We start from the raw sequence: 18996 nt of genomic DNA on the forward strand, positions 1-18996 counted from the left end.
GTTTTTTAGAAAAGCCAAACGAAGCATCACAACAAACAATTCAGACTTTGGATTGTATCCTATTATCGCAGATGAAACATTTGTTTACTTTAAACAAGTACCTCTACAAGTATAGAAGACAGCTGATACTCGGGATGATCTTTGTTGTATTGTCCAACATTTTCGTGTTCTTCAACCCCAAGCAATTCGGCATGCTTTGGATACTATCGTCTTGTATCTGAACAATCCGACTCAAGAAGGTAGTGTCCTACTTCGCAGTAACTTAATGAAATTTGGACTATTGGTGTTAGCTTATGCAGTATTGATGGGGATTTTCATGTATTTCATGCGTCAAACTATTATTGTAGTCTCGAGATGGATAGAATACGACCTGAGAAAGGTGATCTTTAACCATTATCTTCAGCAAGACAACAGTTTTTTTAGAACCCACAGGACAGGAGATCTTATGTCGAGAATTTCGGAAGACGTCAATAAAGTGAGAATGTATCTTGGTCCCGTACTATTGTATGGTATAAATCTTGTGGCATTATTCATTGTCGTCATCTTTACAATGGTTCAGGTGAATCCTAAACTTGCTCTTTTCACATTGTTGCCATTGCCTTTTTTATCTGCCATTATTTATTGGGTAAGTAATAAAATCAATGTTAAAAGCGAACATATTCAGATTCAACTTGCCAAACTCACCTCTTTGGCTCAGGAGGCTTTCTCTGGTATCCGTGTCATCAAGTCTTATGCTGCGGAGAAATACTGGAACGAAGAAATGGATAAGCAAGCGTCTGAACAAAAAAAACTGAGCTTAAGTCTTGCCAAAGTGGATGCATTGTTTTTTCCTAGCATGTTTTTATTGATCGGAATTTCAACTTTGATTACCATATATATAGGAGGACTCAATGTATATGACGGACATGTTACCACAGGAAATATTGCTGAATTTGTGATCTATGTAAATATGTTAACTTGGCCGGTTTCTGCAATTGGTTGGTGCGCTTCATTAATTCAGCAAGCAGAAGCATCACAAAAACGCATCAACGAATTCCTGTCACATCCTTCACCTGCCAAAGTAGGAAATGAGCATGAATTGCTTACAGCTGGTCCCTGGGAAATAGAATTTGAAAATGTCGCATTCAGGTATCCGGAGAGCGGAATTCAGGCAATCCAAAACCTCAATTTCAAAATAAAATCCGGATCTCGTGTTGCAGTTGTGGGCAAAACCGGATCCGGCAAAAGTACCCTCACCGAACTCTTGCTCAAGTTTCAAAAAGCGGACCATGGCAAAATACTAATTAACCATATTCCAATTGAGAACATATCGGTTTTACAATTGAGGAGCCTGATCAGTTTTACTCCACAAGATGTATTTTTATTTTCGGACACCATACAAAACAATATGCTTTTTGCGCCTGAATCCTCTCCTGATTCCTTGCAAAGGATCACCAATTTGGCTTCACTGGATTCAGAACTACCTCAATTCAAGGATGGGTACCAAACTATGATTGGAGAAAGAGGAGTTTCTCTCAGCGGAGGACAGAAACAAAGAGTTTCTTTGGCCAGAGCATTAGCTAAACCATTCCGTCTCCTCATTCTTGATGATGTACTTTCCGCTGTCGATGAACATACTGAACGCCACATTACAAAGGCAATTTTTAGCCTTCAGAATGAATTTACAACTATCTTTATTACGCATCGCTTGGAACTATGTAAAAATGTAGATCATGTCTTTGTAATGGATGAAGGCAGTGTCGTTGAGTCTGGCACTTTCGAATCTCTCATGCACAATGAAAGCTATTTCTTTAAACTGTACCACGCAAATTTGGAAGAAGAAATGACTGTATAATCAAATCTTTGTTATTTTTACATAAAATTAAATTTTTCAACGTGGACAAACAACGAAATATCGAAAGCGTTTTTACAAAAAAGGTAAAAGCCGGAAGGCGGAGAAATTACTTTTTTGATGTTCGCCAGACCAAGGGAGAAGATTATTATATCTCCATTACTGAAAGCACGAAGAAGTTTGGGCAGGAGGGAGTTGAAAAACACAAAGTATTCATCTATAAAGAAGATTTCCTACGATTTGCTGCCGGACTTCAGGAAGCCATAGACGAGGTTCGGTTCAAATTACTACCTGATTTTGATTATGAGGCATTTGCCAGAAGAGATGAAGAGTGGGAAAATGAGCAGGCGCATAAAAACCAAGAATCTCCGGAAGAAAAGAATATGGAATGGTAATTCCTTTTGATACAAAATTCTGATGAGCTTTTATCAAATTTGGCTAGGTTGATTATTGTCCCATTCTTTTAATAATTCAATTATTAGCTTTTGATCATCGGTGTTTAGATCTGTATAAAGAGGCAATCTCACCAATCCTTTTTCAAAATAATCAGCATTTTTTAAGGCCTTACCTATATAATTTTCTTTAAAGAAGGGGCTTTGATGCAAACACAGATAATGAAAAGTTGCCTGAACACCATTTTGAATAAAATGTTTTAAGAGTGAATTTCTCGATTCTAAGTTTTCAAGTACTACAAAGAAAATCGTACCATTATCCCTTGTTTTTTCGGGCAAGCTCCATTTGAGTTTGATTTGATTCCAATTTCTGCTATTGAGTTCTTGGTGGTAAAAAGAAATCAGTTCCCTCCTTTTGCTCAAGATATCATGGAGTTCATCACATTGAGCCAATAGTACTGCTGCCTGAAGTTCAGATGCTGCAAACGATGAACCGACACTTTTCCAACTATATTTATCAGCTCCTCCTGACTGAAATTCCCTACGATTAGTCCCCTTTTCATAAATCAGGTCTGCTTTGAATTTAAGGTCAGGTCTATTGAGCACCAACAATCCTCCCTCACCACAGCTGATAACTTTTGTATCATGAAATGAAAAACATGCAATGTCTCCAATTTTTCCTGCAACACACTCATCTCTACTAGACCCTAAGGCTTGAGCTGCATCTTCAATTAAAAAAATATTTCGCTCCAGGCATATGGTTTTCAATCCTTTAAAGTCGATTGGAACACCGGCGTAGTGGACAACCACAATGGCTTTTGTTTTGGGACTGATTAAATTCTGTACAGACTCAATATCAATATTTGGATGGTCTGAACAACTATCCGCAAAAATCAATTTTGCCCCTCTGAGTAAAAAAGCATTTGCCGTAGATACAAAAGTATAACTAGGCAATATCACTTCATCACCTTCCTTAATATCAATGAGTATTGCCGCCATTTCCAAAGCATCTGTACAGCTATTTGTGAAATATGGAAAAGAGTCATGAAAGTAATGTAAAAAGAAATTATCGCATGCCTTACTAAAAACGCCGCCTGATGAGAAATGACCTGACTTTATCACCTCAGTTAGATATACAAGCTCATTGTGGGCATGGTATCTTTTATTAAATGGAATATTAAGCTTGATGCTTTGCTCCATGACGCAAAGGTAAGTCAAAAATTTTCTAAAAACACTTCATTGCTTTTGCCATACAATTTGGTTTTTCTTGATCTTTGCATTATCGTGGATCTGTTCCGAAAGCAAAGTTTGAGTTGTACCATCATCAATTACATCGGTGTGGCAATAGGTATGTTCAGTACATTATTTATTTATCCACGCGATTTAGCCCTATATGGTATTTATGGATTTCTCACCAATACTGCTTCAATTCTCACACCCATTGTTAGCCTGGGATTTGGGGTGGTACTATTAAAATACTTTCCTTACTTTAAAGCGGTGAGCAGTTCAAAATCTCGATTAGTGAGCTTTGTCATATGCGGTTATACTGTAGGTATTGTGTTCTTTATTGCAGCTTTCTACCTTCTCTATCCCTCAATCATCACCTATCAGATGTCCTTAAATCAGTCTATAGTCCCATTTCTGATCTTTATACCGGCCTTTACTGTATTATATGTAATATATGATGTAGTTCAGGTGTATAGCTTAGCTCATTTCAAAATGATATTTCCTACCTTTTTGGCAAATCTCATTAAAATAATACTACCTGTATTATTCTTTTGTGTTATTAAAGGTTGGATCAACTCAAATCAATTTATTCAAGCTTTGTGTATACATTATATATGCATCATAATGGCACTAGGCCTTTCACTTTGGTATTCAGGAGATATGATCGAAGGACTGGATTCAAGCTTCCTAAAATTACCTGATATGAAAGAGATGATTCGTTTTGCAATGTATAGTATTTTAGGTGGTACGAGTGCAGTCATCGCATTACGCATAGATTCAATGATGGTGACTTCATATCTCGGGACAGAGGCAAATGGTACATTTGCTTTAGCGGCTTTCATCAGCAATGCTGCCTATATTCCTGCATCAGCCATATCTGACATTCTCAATCCGCGCATTGCCCACATTTTAAAAGAAGATGACCGCGATCAACTCAAAAAAACCTATAAGATCTCCATGATAAATATGCTGATCCCCACTCTTTTTCTAGCAGGTTGTGTCATTTTGGGTTTTGAATCTTTGAGTAAAATAATGCCACAATCAGAGAAAGTATTACTGGCATTTTCATCTCTGGTTTTTCTTCTTTTTGCCAGGATAGTAGATGCTTCAACTGGAGTAAATAACCATATTCTTTCTTATTCAAAATATTACAAAATCGAAATGGTTTTGATGCTCTTCATGGCGATGATCAACGTTGGCTTGAACACCTTGCTTATTCCAAAATATGGGATGATGGGTGCTGCTATAGCGACTTTTGTTTCGGTCGCAGGATTCAATATTTGTAAAACAACCATTGTGTTAATCAAATTGGGAAGTCAACCTTTTGATATGAAGTGGGTAGAATTAATTTCCATCGCTACCCTATCATTTTTGGCCGCATTAAGTTTACCAAAGATAGAATCTCCTCTCTATCAAATCATTTTTAGTAGTGTAAGCTTTGCAATCATTTATATTACGTTGATCCTATGGAGGAAGATTTCTCCTCAATTGAATAACTTCCTATTTAGAGATTTAGAAAAATTTACGCATTTTAACTCAAAATCGTAAGCACATAGGGTGTTTTTACTAAAATCCCTTATTTTTACTTAAAAAAAAGGTGAGATCTGGTGCGCTGAATGTTGAAGCTTATTTTGAGCAAATTCCAGAAGACAGAAAAACAGTGATGAAGAAACTGCACAATAGGATTTTAAAAAATTTACCAAAGGGTTTCATCGGAAAAATGAATTATGGAATGGTCGGATATGTGGTACCAGTCAGTATTTACCCTACTGATTATCATTGTGACCCAAAGCTTCCGCTGCCTTTTGTGTCTTTATCTTCTCAAAAAAACTTCGTTGCAATATACAATATGGGATTATACGTTGCTCAAAAATTGATGGATTGGTTTCTCCTAGTGTACAAAAAGTACAGCATTAAAAAGCCTGATATAGGAAAAAGTTGTATCAGGTTCAAAAATTTAAATGCTCTTCCTTTCGATTTGATCGCTGATCTGTGTGGAAAAGTGACTGCAGACCAATGGAATCAATTGTATGAATCCGCTTTGAAGAAATAACAAATCATTAGAATATAGCTTATATTTGGCAATTACGAATCCCTGAATGAAATTTTCAACATTTTATCAGCTCTATTTTCCTTGGCTCACCAAATGGATGTGCTATTGCCTATTCCAATTCGCTTTTTCCTCCAATTTGTATGCTCAGATCCCAGACCAGATAAACCAATTTGACGAAAACTCGATTAAAGCTCAAAGTGAGCAAACAGAGTATACTATCCTCTTATCAGATCTGGCGGAAAATCCTATTGATGTCGAATTGCTTAATGAAAGCTGGATGAGCATATTTGATTGGTTCTCGGAAGAAGAAAAAACAATAATTTTAAGTTTTATAGCAAAAAACAAACCATTGTTGTCGAAGTATGAATTACAAGTGATTACAAGCGTTCCGCTGGATAAAATCCGGAAACTAATGCCTTATATAACAATAAACACTAACGCCCTATACAAAAGGAGTTGGAAAGAATTATTTCAACAAGATGCCTCAAGGCTGGTCTTGCGAATTGGTAAATCATTAGATAAAGAATCTGCATTCAATCTAGCCGACAGTTTGCCTGGGGCATATGTGGGAGACGAGTTGAAAGCCTTTATGCAGTTCAAATATGCTCTCCCTGGAAAACTATCATATGGATTTCATTTGGAAAAAGATCCTGGAGAAAAATGGTGGGGTTACCGGAATACCGGTGTGGACTTCTTGAGCGCTCATTTGTTCATTGACAAACTTTACAAATCAAAAATCAAATTGGCAATAGGTGATTATGCGATTAGAATAGGACAAGGATTACTATTGGACAATTTGTTTAGCTCAGGGAGGACAACAAGTTTTGGGAGTTGGATTAAAACTCCGTTAGATTTAAAACCATACAGTTCATTACAAGAAGGCAATATGTTGAGAGGCCTTGCTTTGAAAGCAAGGATTAAGCGAAGAATCCAATTATTGACCTACGGATCAAGATTACTCGCTGATGCAAGCGTAGTCACACAAGATCTAACTACAATCGAAGATGTACCATCGATCAGGGAATTCACTTCAATCAATCAAAGTGGCTTGCATAGAACAAAAAAAGAAATTTCTAATCGACAAAATATTACGTTACAGTATCTGGGTGCTTCCTTACAGTATAAACTACCAAAAGGTCATATTGGTGTTAATTTACTCAATCAATTCACAAATTATTCCTTCACAAGAGAATACAGGATTGATCTGGCATTTGTCGATCAGGACAAACATTCACATTTTGGATCTTGCGATTATACCTATTCATGGAGGAACATAAGCAGTTTTGGGGAACTTGCTATCGACGATAAATTACATCCTGCATCGCTTATTGGGATTGTCATCGCATTAGGTAAGAATGCAGAATTGATAAGTGCCTACCGGAATTTCCATCCTGGTTTTTACAGTTTAATGTCCAACACCCTTTCAATTTCTGGTACAAGCAGAAATGAGAAAGGGATCATGGGTGGACTTTCGGTAAGAATAAATCCTAGACTTCAATTATCAGTACTTACAGATACCTGGTCATTTCCATGGCTCAAGTATCAAACTGAAAGTCTTACAAGTGGAAATGAAATACAAATCAAAGCACACTATCAGGTTCGCAAAAAATGGCTAACTTATTTTCAGTACAGCCAAAGAGAAAATACAGTGCAGTCCAGCACAAACGAATTTGAATCACCGATAGGTTTTGAAAAACTCAAAAGCTTTAGACAACACTTTGAGTTCATTCTTAATAGAAACTGGACCCTGCGTCAAAGATTGGAATTTAAAAAATCGGAAACAACAGAGGAGCTTGCGCGGGGTTATTTGGCTTATTTTGATTTACTGTACAGGAATATCGAAGCTCCTGTTTCTTTCAATTTCAGGACTGGAATTTATGATTCACCTTCCTACAATACCCGTATTTATGCTTTTGAAAATGATCTGTTATACCAATTTTCCATTCCGGCATATTATGGAAAGGGTATTGTTTTTTACCTAAATGTGAGAGCTAAACTACTTTCAAAAATTACAATTGAAGGCAGATACTCTCTTAAATTTTCAACAATAAACACTTTTAGTACCCGACTGGCTACTCCAGAAAAGTATCAGCAAGATATTAAGTTCCTATTCAGATATCAATTTTGAGAAATTTGATCAAAGAATAGACTCTTTCAATCGTTAATTGATTGCTAACAAGTGCTAAAATTTGAAATTATAATTACTTCAAGAGAAAAAATGTAATGTTATTTGATTTTTTTAGTCATAACTAGTAAAAAAATATTAATTTTTATTTGCATATATCAATTTTATCATACCTTTGGTATGAAAATTGTATTTCAATTTCATTGAATTAAATCTAAATTCGTTAACTAAACAAATTCAACATGGCAAAAGCAAGTTCAACAGCTAAAAAAACAACAGCTAAAAAAACTGCTAAAAAAGCGACGGCTAAGAAAACCGCCACTAAAAAAACTGCTGCAAAGAAAACAACTGCTGCAAAACCTGCAGCTAAGAAAAAAGTAGGCAGACCAGCAGCTAAGAAAACTACTGTAGCTAAACCTGCAGCTAAGAAAAAAGTAGGCAGACCAGCAGCTAAGAAAACTACCGCAGCTAAACCTACAGCTAAGAAAAAAGTAGGCAGACCAGCAGCTAAGAAAACTACTGCAGCTAAACCTGCTGCTAAGAAAAAAGTGGGCAGACCAGCAGCTAAGAAAACTGCCGCAGCTAAACCTGCAGCTAAATCTGCTACTAAAAAAGCAACTGCTAAAAAAGCGGCTAAACCTGCAGCTAAATCTGCTACTAAAAAAGCAACTGCTAAAAAGGCGGCTAAACCTGCAGCTAAATCTGCTACTAAAAAAGCAACTGCTAAAAAAGCAGCTAAACCTGCAGCTAAATCTGCTACTAAAAAAGCAACTGCTAAAAAAGCAGCTAAACCTGCAGCTAAATCTGCTACTAAAAAAGCAACTGCTAAAAAAGCAGCTAAACCTGCAGCTAAATCTGCTACTAAAAAAGCAACTGCTAAAAAAGCGGCTAAACCTGCAGCTCGTAGGGGTAGAAAAAAAGCAACTCCAGCTCCAGAGGTTATGGCACCAATGCCGGAGACTACTAGTGAAGCATAAAAAAGTTGCTTAGAAAAATTAGAAGCTCTACTGATTTATATTAGTGGAGCTTTTTTTTTGCATCAATCCACTTTCAGATCTTTAGCCAAATCTCGGAATATTTGGAGACACTGCTCTACAGAAAAATTTGATTCAGGAACTATCTCAGGGTAACATTTTTTCAGAAATTCAACCGATTGCCCAAAGACCTCAACTTGAGGATAAGCCATTTGATTTGCTCTGTGCAACCACTTCATCAATTCGAAAGCATTAAATTTTGCTAATATTCTTTGCTTGAAGGAATACATATCAGAGGTATTCTTTTCTGATTCCTCCCACTTCTCTTGTAACTTTCTTTCCACAAAAAAAAATCCTAAGTCAGTATCAAGTTCATTTAGTTGATATAAAAACTGAGCCCAGTTACGAACAGTATGCATCACTTTTACCGCAAGACAGAACTTTTGGATTGCCTCATAACTATAGGTCTGAAAGTTCTGATTATTCAAAATAATTTGGTTTACTGCCTTGCCTGTACCAAAAGGAACACGATTTGATTTTCGTGAAGAAGGGAAAACCAATGCTTTTTTTAACTCGCCCAACTTGCCAATTTCCGAATACTTGTGTAAAAAATAAAAGTCTTCTCCAGCTTTTTTTCTATTCATTCCCCCCATTCGACAATAAGCATCCACTCTTACCGCCATTGCTGAACCAATCGTTTGAAAAGCAAAAGGATAAGAATAATATTTTTGAACTTCGATATAATATCTTAAATGTAATTCATACAAGATTATTGCCTTTCTTTCTTCAACATCAGTGCAAGATTCCAATTGATGCTCAAAACCAATGCTTAGGGCATCTTTATCGCGATGGGTATTAAAATAATCCACCACACTTGAAACTAAGGATGTATCGCATGTACAGTCAGCATCAAAACAAATGATAATGCCATCCAATCTGCCATTATCATACAACAATCTTACTGCTTCATCCATCCCCGTTTTTCTAGCCCAGCCGACACCTGCATGTTTATGATCAAATTCCACAGGACCGATTATATGAACATTTGAATTGTGGCGATTTGAATAATCACACCTCAAATCATGACTTTGAATCTCATGTCGAAACTTCAACTCGTCAAGATCTGCGACAGAATGATTGATCACCACTATGATTTCAAAATAAGGGTACGAATCAAAACAGTTCAGTATCGAATTAATGGAATCCTTAAGTCGATCCTCACAATAAGCAGGTATCACAACTATCACGTAGGTATCCTTTCGCAACTTTTTACTTGCAAATGAAGGAAACATGATGTGCTTCTCCATATATCTTTGCAAAACAAACTCATTGGACATTGAATTCGAAAGATAATCAAATCCTTCTCATCGAGAGCATGCTGTTCCCCCCCGTTGTAGTCATGTCTCACATTTCGCATTATCAAACTATCGTATTAGAAGCTCGTGAAAACTATCAGAAGAAAAGTTATCGCAATCGTTTTGAGTTGGGTTCAGTGCAAGGGCCAATTTCATTATCTGTGCCTTTAGTCAAAGGCAAGCATCAGCAACAAGTGATCACTGAAACAAAAATATGTTACTCTGAAAACTGGACAAGATCTCATCTCAGAACGATTCAATCCTTATACAGCAACTCGGCTTATTATATACATTATATCGATGAAATAAAATTTATTTTAAACAGAATGACTGAATCCCTATTTGACTTGAATTATAAAACACTGGAATATTTGATCTCCGTTTGCAACATCAGAGCAAGACTTGAAGAAAGTATTGAATACCAGAAAAAACCGGAGGGCATTGTCGACTTAAGAAATGAATTTAAGCCTTTTCAGCGAATTGATCTTCCGGAATACTACCAATTGTGGCAACCCCAGCATTCATTTTTAAGCAACCTTAGTATATTGGATGTACTTTTCCATATGGGGCCTGACACGCCACATTATCTGGAAGAAGTTTATCAATGTTTAATAAAAAAATGAGTAAAATCACTCTTCATCATTTTCCAAAGACTTCAATTCATTCTCCAACATTCGAAGTTGGATTCTACATTGACTTACGAGTTCTTTAGATTTGGCTACCAGACCCGTAACTTCGTCTATATTTACTTGCTCATTTTGTAGTCTTGAATTGATGCTTCTGAGCTCGTCTAAAGCTTTTTGATAACTATTATATTTCTTTGACTTTTGTGCCATTTTAGTTCAATTAGTTTTTACAGAAAGTGAATCGTCCTCAAACTTGATGTCAAATGCCTCTTCACTTGATAAATCTTTCAGCCTTTTGACCCATTTCCCTTTTTGAATTACCATCGTATAGCCGCTTTTCAATATAGCAAATGGATTGCGAGATTCAATATGATTTTCCAGGTTTCGCAACTCGAGTTCCTGAATTTGAATCAGATTATGAAGACGCATATATATAGTTTGAGTATATTGATCGAGCCACTGTTGTTGGAGAATGAACTGTTGCTTAGCTAAAGCCAAAATTCTCATTTCATGTTCATGAATATTCTGTTTTTGAGCAACAAAAAGATCGTTGGATGCATCTTTAATTTCTTGCAATATTCCCAACATGTCGGTCTCAAAATCCAAATTATGGTTTACTATAAACTCTGCAGCGGCAGTAGGAGTTTTTACACTTTGAAAAGCGTTTAAGTCTGCTACTGATTCATCTGTCGAATGTCCAATTCCAACTATAACAGGGATTGGAACTGTAGCTATTTTAGCGCTGATTCGATAGGAATCGAAGTCAATTAAATCCAACTTTGCTCCTCCTCCCCGAATGATTACGACGAGCTCATATTTCCAGCTCTGCTTAATGATTTTCTCCAAAGAAGAACAAACTTCTTCTTCAGTATTCTGTCCCTGCATAGCAGCATAGAAATATTTAACATTGAATGAATACTGATAATTATTCTGCATCAAATGGTCGTGGAAGTCTGACTTTCCGGCTGCACTTTTGGAACTGATGACGGCTATATTTTTAATGGCTACCGCCAATTCTGTTTCTTTATTTCTTTGCCACAAATGCTGATCTATCAATTTTTGAATGGTAGCAGCTCTTTTTTGAGCAATTTGGCCATATGTAAATTTCGGATCGATATTATTGATGACTAGTTTAAGCCCAAACCGAACATGATATTCTACAAATACTTGAATTCGGATGTCATTCCCCGCTTTGAGGAGGAGTTCTAGTTCTGATGGGAAATGTTTATATAAATTTAGAAAATTTAATCGCCACAAAACAGCACTTGCCTGAGCTACTATGTCTTCATTTTCCTTTTCCGCAAGTTCAAGGTACCAATGCCCTCTACTTTCCTTAACTGAGGCTATTTCTGCTGTAATCCATACCGGTTCTTGAAAATTTACAGCTATCGCTCTCCGGATATATTCGTTGAGCTTACTGAGCCTTAAGGAAGACATGGAGAATATTAACCGGCTAAAACCTTCTTTACAAGATCAGCGGCTTCCTGCAATTGAATCGCTGAGAATACTTTTAATCCTGCATCGTCGATCATTTTCTTTGCTATATCTGCATTTGTACCTTGCAGCCTTACAATTATTGGTACGTGAATGTTTCCCATGTTTTTATAAGCATCTATGATACCTTGAGCTACTCGGTCACATCTCACAATCCCTCCAAAAATATTCACCAGTATCGCCTTTACTGCAGGATCTTTTAGAATAATACGAAAAGCAGTTTCTACCCTGGCAGCATCTGCTGTGCCACCAACATCCAAAAAATTAGCGGGATTTCCTCCAGACAATTTTATTATATCCATTGTCGCCATCGCAAGTCCTGCTCCATTCACCATGCATCCCACATTACCATCAAGGTTGACATAATTGAGATTGGCATCTCTGGCCTCAACTTCAGTAGGATCTTCTTCAGAAATATCACGCATGGCTTCAATATCTGCGTGCCTATATAATGCATTATCATCAATTGCAAATTTGCAATCAACAGCTATAATTCGATCATCGCCTGTATGTAAACATGGGTTAATTTCAATTAAAGTGGCATCATTCCCTACAAAAGCATTATACAGTTTGTTGACAAATACACACATTTCCTTGTATGCTTTGCCACCCAATCCTAATTGAAACGCTATTTTGCGCGCTTGAAAATCCTGGAATCCAAGAGCTGGATCCACGAATTCTTTATGCACTAGATGAGGAGTTTCTTCAGCTACTTTTTCTATATCCATTCCACCCTGCGTGGAATAGATAATTACATTCTTTTGGCTTCCTCTATCAGTTAAAATTGAAAAATAATATTCTTTGCATGCATCAAAATCTGGAGCATAAGAATCTTCGGCTAAAAGGATTTTATTTACTTTTTTACCAGGACCTTCCAGTCCACCTGGAGTCTGCGGCGTTTTGAGCATCATCCCCAATATTTGGTTTCCGATTTGGATCGTTTCCTCTTTGGACTTTCCAAGCTTTACACCTCCTCCCTTGCCTCTTCCACCGGCATGAATTTGCGCTTTCACAACTACAAATTTGCTACCAGTTTCTGCTACCAAATCATCGTAGGCATTTGCCATATCGGATTGATTTTCAACTAAAACACCCCTTTGGACAGGGATTTCATATTTACTTAAGAGTTTTTTTCCCTGATATTCGTGGAGATTCATAATTACAGCTAATTTCTTTTCTTCGGTTTAATTAAATCTTTTATTCTACTACTATTTTCTTTGCTATAATACCTGATTCTGTGGTCAATTGAAGAACATAGACTCCTGAACTCAGATGTAAATCAGTCAAAGTTGCCATACTTCTATTATACATATTCCAATTGAGTTTGTCTGTTACTCGCTGACCAGCAATTGTCATGATTTCAATGTTTTGAACTCCGAGCTCTTGGGGAAAAGTCACAATCAAATTTTTACCCCGAGTCACAGGATTTGGAAAAACAGTAACTTCCGGAGTACCAAATCCATCTGAGTTACTCGTCTGCAAACCTTCCGCATAAAACTTAATCGGATGAGCATATGTGCCATTGAATTCAAAATCATTGACTGCTTTGACTCTGGCATAATATGTTTTACCGGGCAAGAGTGAATCAATATAAGTTGATGTGGATTCTATAATCTCGTTTTTAACAATAATACTAAATGAAGGGGCACGAGCTACTTGTACCAAGTAATACTTTGCACCTTCTACTTTGGGCCATGTTATGGTAAGAGACTTATATGGTACAGTTGACTCATTCAAAGGATATATAAAATCAAATGAATCCGTATTTTGATATATTGGCTTTACATTTGGGCGGAGCAATATTTGCCTTCGATTAGAAATGTTATTGAGCATTCCATTGTTTTGTTCATTTGAAAATCTAGACATACATCCATCGAATGCATAAGACATAAACAAACTGCCATCAGCATTAAAAATAGAATCATTAAGATCTTTTAAATTAATAAGACTCCTGTTATTTGCATCACATGGCCACCTATCGCTTATATAATCAGGCTCTGTGTCACAAAATTGGTCTGCTTGTGAATTGCAATCAATGCGTTCAACATTCTCAATCTGATTCCAAACCTTAGCCTTGTATTCTGCAGTTGATTTTTGAAAAGAATAATCTATACCCTCCCATCCAAAGAAAGTGTGCGGAAGTGAAAAAAAATGGCCCAATTCATGCGCCCAGGTATGGCTCAATTTACCTAAACAACTTTTACTCAATGCGACCCCATCGCCATTATAAGTATAATACCCACAATTTCCAGCCGGGTTTTGTACAAGATAACAATTTACCTGATCGGCGACATTGTTTTCGATCATCATTTCTTCACCGTCATTATAATCTTTGTGGTCATTCCATTTTGTTCTCGATATATAATGAATTGGTTTTTCAAGAAAAAACTGAATTCCTGATTTTTCAAAATCCTTATTTAATGTACCTAATGTTTCATACAATTGCCAGTTGCCATAATATGAACTGCTTCCATCATTACTTAAACTGTGGATCAAGAGCGGAATATATATGGTTTGAGCAAAATCCGGCCTAGAATTTCCTTGTTCTCCTGATGACAGATCTATCATTCGCTGCTGATCAACATGGCTAGTACCACAATACTGTGATTGAAGATGATTATACTGTATTAAACAAAGTACCAGAATGCTAAAAAATTTCATTTTAACTATCATTCAAATAAGTTTAATTTCTGCCTTGAACAAATTATGGTATAAATATTTTTCCTGTCTGAGTTTTCCTATTTCTTGCTTCCAGTGTGTAGAAATATAATCCGGCAGCGTGATTACCGCTTCCCAAAGAAACTGATCCATTTTCTAAACTGACAATTTGGCGCGAAGAAATTTTACCTTCAGGATTGTAAATTTTAAGTTCTACTTGATCAATTGTTTCGTTAGAAATAAGAACAAGCTCTCTATTTTCTAAATCAAATCGGAGGCTTGCATTCCATGAATTCAGGTAGACATCATCTGATGCGGTTTTTACAGAAGTATTGTAAAAACTTTTTACAGTTGGGGTAAAGCAAACGCTATTGGAATTGTAAGGAATGACCCTCCAATAATAACGCTTACTTGGTTTCAAATTTCTGAGTACAGTATCTACCCTAGTTGTTGTCCAACTTATAGTATTCAAGGTGAAGCCAAATAATTCGGATACTTCAACGTAATAATTATCAGCATTTGTCACAGGTTCCCATTTAAAATAAACGGAATCATAAGACCATACTGAATCCAAAGGAGTAGTGTAATTGACTGCAGAGCTAATCGATGATTTTGGAGTATAAACAGGAGTTCTGAGATAAGATCTGCGAGGAGAATTGTAATCTAAGTTTATAGCTGACTTTTGTTCGCTCGAAAAAACGGCAAGACAATTCAAAAAATAACTCATCATATTATCTTCATCCGGATCCAAAATATGCCCTGCAGGATCATCCACATTACCAGACCACTGGCATGAACCATTCCACCCGAATCCAAGATTATAATCAGCTTGGGTATCACAAAAGCCATCAGCTGCAATGTTGCAATGCAATTTACCATTTGCATACAGCTTTGTTCTATCATAGTATTCAGTGAGAATATTACTACAAACATTATTCGGTGGATCTTGAGGGTCGAACGTTCCACATTCCCAACCAAAAAATGTATGCGCTAATGAAAAGTAATGCCCAATTTCATGCGCTAATGTTGTGCCTTTAGAGTTTACATAATTCATATCTGCCACGATGTAATCGCCATTTGGACTATAAAATGCTAAAACGCCAGGTTCTGAAGCATTTGCTTTACTGGCGACGAAAATATTGATTGCATTATGATTAGCAGATCCATTTGCAAGTGAAGACAAAGAAGCAGCACTTGTGGTGGCACTTGGGTCTGTATAAATATTAGTGTTGTTTGGACGCTTGATTTCTTTCAAATAAAAAACGATGTCTTGATCTGCATATAATTTATTTATAGCACACAAATTATCAAACACATTCTTTGTTGTCAATCTACCTGTTCCATCATTCTTTGCATAAAGGTGATATCTTACCGGAATATACCTTATTGCGCCGCTTCTCGGCGTGACTATTCCATTTGCAGCTTCTCTATTCTCCATCATTCTTTGCTTAATGATCATTTGATCTTCAATAGATGTACCGCAGGTGCCAATAATACCGGATTGAGTAAAGATTGAACCAGGAAGTAGAAAGCTCATTGCCAATACAACAAAAAGTCTTTCCAAAGAAATAATGATTGATTTTTTCATATTTGTAAATAAAGCTGCAAAATTAAGATTTATTTCCACTTCGATACTGTAGTTTTGTGGCGCAAAAAACAGGTTTTACTTAAATAACGTACAGAAATGAACAAAGTTACCGTAATCGGCGCTGGAAATGTTGGTGCAACAGTTGCAAATGTCCTCGCCCATAGAGATTTTATAAAGGAAATCGTCCTGGTGGACATTAAAAGTGAAATGGCCCAAGGGAAAGCTCTGGACACTTGCCAACAGGCTCCAATAGATTATTACTCTACAAGAGTTATCGGAACTGACAATTATGAGGCCACTAAAGATTCTGATATCATCGTTATTACCGCAGGTTTACCTAGAAAACCAGGCATGTCACGTGACGACTTAATTTCTACAAATGCTGGAATTGTGAACTCGGTGACCAAATCCTGTATGGCCTATAGCAAAAATCCTATCATTATTGTAGTTTCAAACCCTCTGGATGTCATGACTTATGCTGCACACCAAGTGAGTGGCTTGCCGGCAAACCGCATTATTGGTATGGCAGGTATACTGGATACTGCAAGATATAGAGCATTTCTGTCTGAAGCCTTAAATGTTTCTCCAAAAGATATCCAAGCTATCTTGATGGGAGGACATGGTGACAGCATGGTTCCACTTCCAAGATATACAACTGTTGCAGGGATTCCTGTAACAGAATTGATTGATTCTGCTAGACTAAATGAGATTGTAGAAAGAACAAAATATGGAGGTGGAGAATTGGTGAAATTGATGGGAACTTCTGCTTGGTATGCACCTGGAGCCGCTGCCGCACAAATGGTAGAGGCCATTCTCAAAGACGAAAACAGAATCTTCCCATGTTGCGTTAAATTATCGGGTCAATACGGCATTGATGGAGTATTTGTAGGCGTACCTGTGAAATTAGGTAGAAATGGAGTAGAACAAATTCTTGAAATTCCTCTTTCTCCAGACGAAAAAACTCTTCTAGACAAATCTGCTACAGAAGTTAGGTCAACGATGGATGTGTACGACAATCTCCCCAAAGCCTGATCGCTACAAATAGAGAATTTTAAACTCTTTTTGCTTAACTGAAATTCAATTGTAAAAGCAAAGACTTTGCCGGCAAACAAAATTGTCCTGCCAATGTTATGCAATTATGAAAGTGCCGCCAATAATATTCAGACAGATGAAAACTGATACCGGTTTTACAGTTTCTGAATTGTCAAAATCGAATCGTATCCTACTTGTTTTTTGAGGCATTTCGGCTGTATTTTCTGTAGAGAAGCACTGGACGATTTGAGTAAAATAAAAACTCAACTCGAACGCCAGAATCAAAATGTTGTCTTTGTACATATGGCATCGCCTGAAAAGGCAAGCCCATACTTCTCCAAATATAATCTGGACACGGCACACAAAATCGCTGATCAGGATTGTACTTTCTACCATGCTTTCGGTTTAATGAAAGGAACATTCAATCAACTTTTTGGATTTCACAGTTGGCTCAGAGGTATTGAAGCGGGAATTATCAGAGGACATGGCATGAGTGCCCAATTGGGTGATGGGTTCCAGATGCCCGGTGTTTTTGTCATCGAAAATGATGAAGTTGTAAGTCATTTTATTCACACAAAAGTTTCTGACAAACCAGATTACTTGTCTATGGTGTTGGATCGAACTACTGGTCCTTCGACTCCTATGGTAAAATGGAGGAGGATGTCTGCAAAATGATTTAAGATTTTCAAAATTTTTTTGACTTATAAAATCTATCTCCAAGGAGTGCGTTTAACGTGAATGAAGTACCTGTTTAAAGTATTAATCGTTGCATTTTTTTCCAAACTGAGTTCAGTTAATGGTCAAACTGCCATTTGGACTAAAGCAGATAGTTTATTATTCTATTCTGATGCAATGCTAACTTGCACGGTGCCTAAATTCCGGGAAGCTGCTGCTGAAAAATTCAAGCCTCTGCTTTTGGAATATTTAAATGCCGTAAAACCAAGTGACGATAATTTAAATTTTGAAAATCGAATTGCTGTCATTCAACCCTCCAACCAAGATTTTACACTTTACTCGTGGCAGTACCAATCCCAAGAAAATGAATGGAAATATGAAGCAGTCATCAGGTGGAGAACTGGAAGAATCACTGAACTAACCAGGGAGATCAGAGATTATAATCGCATACGAATGGAGGTTTTTGGAGAATCAAATTGGTATGGCGCCATGTATTATTTTATATTACCCATTCTTGAAAACACAAAAAATGAGTACACTCTTTTCGGTTTTGCTCAAGATCAACAAGATTATAAATACAAAATTATAGAAACAATCACTGTAGAGGATGAAAAATTGACATTTGGTAAACCCATATATCGAATTTCAGACGATCAAGGGGGAACTGACAAGTTTTTCAGACAAGTCATCCCCTATTCAAAAGAATCAAATTGTGTTGTTGAGTTCAATGAGGCAGAAAATGAAATACAATATGACCATATAGCCACTATAACAGACAACTTCACACCAGCCAACAAAATCCTTAAAATACCAGACGGTAGCTATGAAAGCTTGTCGTGGACGGGTACATTTTGGAAGCATGATCCGCACCTCAAAATCGAGCCATTGAATCAAGCACCACGCACCAAGCCGGTATTGGGTAATGATAATAAAGATATCCTGGGTAGGGATTTGAAAAAAAAATGA

General features: G+C 36.8%; 16 protein-coding genes and 1 pseudogene. 10 read left to right on the forward strand and 7 right to left on the reverse strand.

Going from position 1 to position 18996, the window contains the following annotated elements; genetic code table 11:
- Nucleotides 1–71 precede the first annotated feature (71 nt).
- Nucleotides 72–1834: pseudogene (locus IPI99_13185) on the forward strand (ABC transporter ATP-binding protein).
- Nucleotides 1835–1875: 41 nt separating this feature from the next.
- On the forward strand, nt 1876–2226 hold the full coding sequence (locus tag IPI99_13190) for a DUF3276 family protein (protein ID MBK7341465.1): 351 nt from the start codon (nt 1876–1878) through the stop codon (nt 2224–2226).
- Nucleotides 2227–2259: 33 nt separating this feature from the next.
- Here the strand turns inward: IPI99_13190 and rffA are convergent, their stop codons facing one another.
- Nucleotides 2260–3423 (reverse strand): dTDP-4-amino-4,6-dideoxygalactose transaminase, encoded by a 1164-nt coding sequence (gene rffA / locus IPI99_13195; protein ID MBK7341466.1) that lies wholly within the window; start codon nt 3421–3423, stop codon nt 2260–2262.
- On the opposite strand from rffA, the gene IPI99_13200 reads away from it, so the two are divergent.
- From IPI99_13200 to IPI99_13215, 4 genes are all read left to right on the forward strand, one after another.
- Nucleotides 3376–4998, forward strand: coding sequence for a polysaccharide biosynthesis C-terminal domain-containing protein (locus IPI99_13200; GenBank protein ID MBK7341467.1), 1623 nt, complete (start codon nt 3376–3378; stop codon nt 4996–4998). The genes rffA and IPI99_13200 overlap by 48 nt on opposite strands.
- A 49-nt stretch (nt 4999–5047) precedes the next feature.
- On the forward strand, nt 5048–5503 hold the full coding sequence (locus tag IPI99_13205; GenBank protein MBK7341468.1) for a DUF1801 domain-containing protein: 456 nt from the start codon (nt 5048–5050) through the stop codon (nt 5501–5503).
- A 46-nt stretch (nt 5504–5549) separates the two neighbouring features.
- The gene (locus IPI99_13210; protein ID MBK7341469.1) at nt 5550–7631 is read left to right on the forward strand and encodes a hypothetical protein; all 2082 of its coding nucleotides are present in this window, start codon (nt 5550–5552) and stop codon (nt 7629–7631) included.
- Nucleotides 7632–7870: 239 nt separating this feature from the next.
- Nucleotides 7871–8605, forward strand: a complete 735-nt coding sequence (locus tag IPI99_13215; GenBank protein MBK7341470.1) for a hypothetical protein — start codon at nt 7871–7873, stop codon at nt 8603–8605.
- A 62-nt stretch (nt 8606–8667) separates the two neighbouring features.
- Here IPI99_13215 and IPI99_13220 read toward each other — a convergent pair whose 3' ends face one another.
- Nucleotides 8668–9939, reverse strand: a complete 1272-nt coding sequence (locus tag IPI99_13220; protein MBK7341471.1) for a glycosyltransferase — start codon at nt 9937–9939, stop codon at nt 8668–8670.
- A gap of 62 nt (nt 9940–10001) precedes the next feature.
- Here IPI99_13220 and IPI99_13225 point away from each other — a divergent pair, with 62 nt between their 5' ends.
- Complete coding sequence (locus IPI99_13225; GenBank protein ID MBK7341472.1) at nt 10002–10580, forward strand: WbqC family protein; 579 nt, start codon at nt 10002–10004, stop codon at nt 10578–10580.
- A gap of 6 nt (nt 10581–10586) precedes the next feature.
- On the opposite strand, the gene IPI99_13230 is transcribed toward IPI99_13225, so the two are convergent.
- From IPI99_13230 to IPI99_13250, 5 genes are read right to left on the reverse strand one after another with little or no spacing between them, the layout of a single operon-like run.
- Nucleotides 10587–10793 carry an exodeoxyribonuclease VII small subunit gene (locus tag IPI99_13230; protein ID MBK7341473.1) on the reverse strand — a complete coding sequence of 69 codons (207 nt, stop codon included), beginning with the start codon at nt 10791–10793 and terminating at the stop codon, nt 10587–10589.
- A 6-nt stretch (nt 10794–10799) separates the two neighbouring features.
- Nucleotides 10800–12020 (reverse strand): exodeoxyribonuclease VII large subunit, encoded by a 1221-nt coding sequence (gene xseA / locus IPI99_13235; GenBank protein MBK7341474.1) that lies wholly within the window; start codon nt 12018–12020, stop codon nt 10800–10802.
- 8 nt (nt 12021–12028) lie between these two features.
- A complete protein-coding gene (sucC, locus tag IPI99_13240) occupies nt 12029–13234 on the reverse strand; it encodes an ADP-forming succinate--CoA ligase subunit beta (GenBank protein ID MBK7341475.1) in 1206 nt (401 codons plus the stop codon).
- A gap of 40 nt (nt 13235–13274) precedes the next feature.
- Nucleotides 13275–14738, reverse strand: coding sequence for a T9SS type A sorting domain-containing protein (locus IPI99_13245; GenBank protein MBK7341476.1), 1464 nt, complete (start codon nt 14736–14738; stop codon nt 13275–13277).
- Nucleotides 14739–14781: 43 nt separating this feature from the next.
- On the reverse strand, nt 14782–16323 hold the full coding sequence (locus tag IPI99_13250) for a hypothetical protein (protein MBK7341477.1): 1542 nt from the start codon (nt 16321–16323) through the stop codon (nt 14782–14784).
- A gap of 96 nt (nt 16324–16419) precedes the next feature.
- Between IPI99_13250 and mdh the strand changes: the two genes are divergently transcribed.
- The 3 genes from mdh to IPI99_13265 all read left to right on the forward strand — a co-directional run bounded on the left by mdh (nt 16420) and on the right by IPI99_13265 (nt 18996).
- Nucleotides 16420–17355, forward strand: coding sequence for a malate dehydrogenase (gene mdh / locus IPI99_13255; GenBank protein MBK7341478.1), 936 nt, complete (start codon nt 16420–16422; stop codon nt 17353–17355).
- 201 nt (nt 17356–17556) lie between these two features.
- A complete protein-coding gene (locus tag IPI99_13260) occupies nt 17557–18030 on the forward strand; it encodes a redoxin domain-containing protein (GenBank protein MBK7341479.1) in 474 nt (157 codons plus the stop codon).
- 63 nt (nt 18031–18093) lie between these two features.
- Nucleotides 18094–18996 carry a hypothetical protein gene (locus IPI99_13265; GenBank protein MBK7341480.1) on the forward strand — a complete coding sequence of 301 codons (903 nt, stop codon included), beginning with the start codon at nt 18094–18096 and terminating at the stop codon, nt 18994–18996.

It is taken from the genome of Saprospiraceae bacterium, from assembly GCA_016710235.1.
Lineage (GTDB): Bacteria > Bacteroidota > Bacteroidia > Chitinophagales > Saprospiraceae > Vicinibacter.

Coding starts and splice junctions, on each gene's coding strand:
- IPI99_13215 (MBK7341470.1), top strand. CDS start 7,871: ATGGCAAAAGCAAGTTCAACAGCTAAAAAAACAACAGCTAAAAAAACT.
- IPI99_13245 (MBK7341476.1), bottom strand. CDS start 14,738: ATGAAATTTTTTAGCATTCTGGTACTTTGTTTAATACAGTATAATCAT.
- IPI99_13210 (MBK7341469.1), top strand. CDS start 5,550: ATGAAATTTTCAACATTTTATCAGCTCTATTTTCCTTGGCTCACCAAA.
- xseA (MBK7341474.1), bottom strand. CDS start 12,020: ATGTCTTCCTTAAGGCTCAGTAAGCTCAACGAATATATCCGGAGAGCG.
- IPI99_13200 (MBK7341467.1), top strand. CDS start 3,376: ATGGTATCTTTTATTAAATGGAATATTAAGCTTGATGCTTTGCTCCAT.
- rffA (MBK7341466.1), bottom strand. CDS start 3,423: ATGGAGCAAAGCATCAAGCTTAATATTCCATTTAATAAAAGATACCAT.
- IPI99_13250 (MBK7341477.1), bottom strand. CDS start 16,323: ATGAAAAAATCAATCATTATTTCTTTGGAAAGACTTTTTGTTGTATTG.
- IPI99_13265 (MBK7341480.1), top strand. CDS start 18,094: ATGAAGTACCTGTTTAAAGTATTAATCGTTGCATTTTTTTCCAAACTG.
- IPI99_13220 (MBK7341471.1), bottom strand. CDS start 9,939: ATGTCCAATGAGTTTGTTTTGCAAAGATATATGGAGAAGCACATCATG.
- IPI99_13225 (MBK7341472.1), top strand. CDS start 10,002: ATGTCTCACATTTCGCATTATCAAACTATCGTATTAGAAGCTCGTGAA.
- mdh (MBK7341478.1), top strand. CDS start 16,420: ATGAACAAAGTTACCGTAATCGGCGCTGGAAATGTTGGTGCAACAGTT.
- sucC (MBK7341475.1), bottom strand. CDS start 13,234: ATGAATCTCCACGAATATCAGGGAAAAAAACTCTTAAGTAAATATGAA.
- IPI99_13230 (MBK7341473.1), bottom strand. CDS start 10,793: ATGGCACAAAAGTCAAAGAAATATAATAGTTATCAAAAAGCTTTAGAC.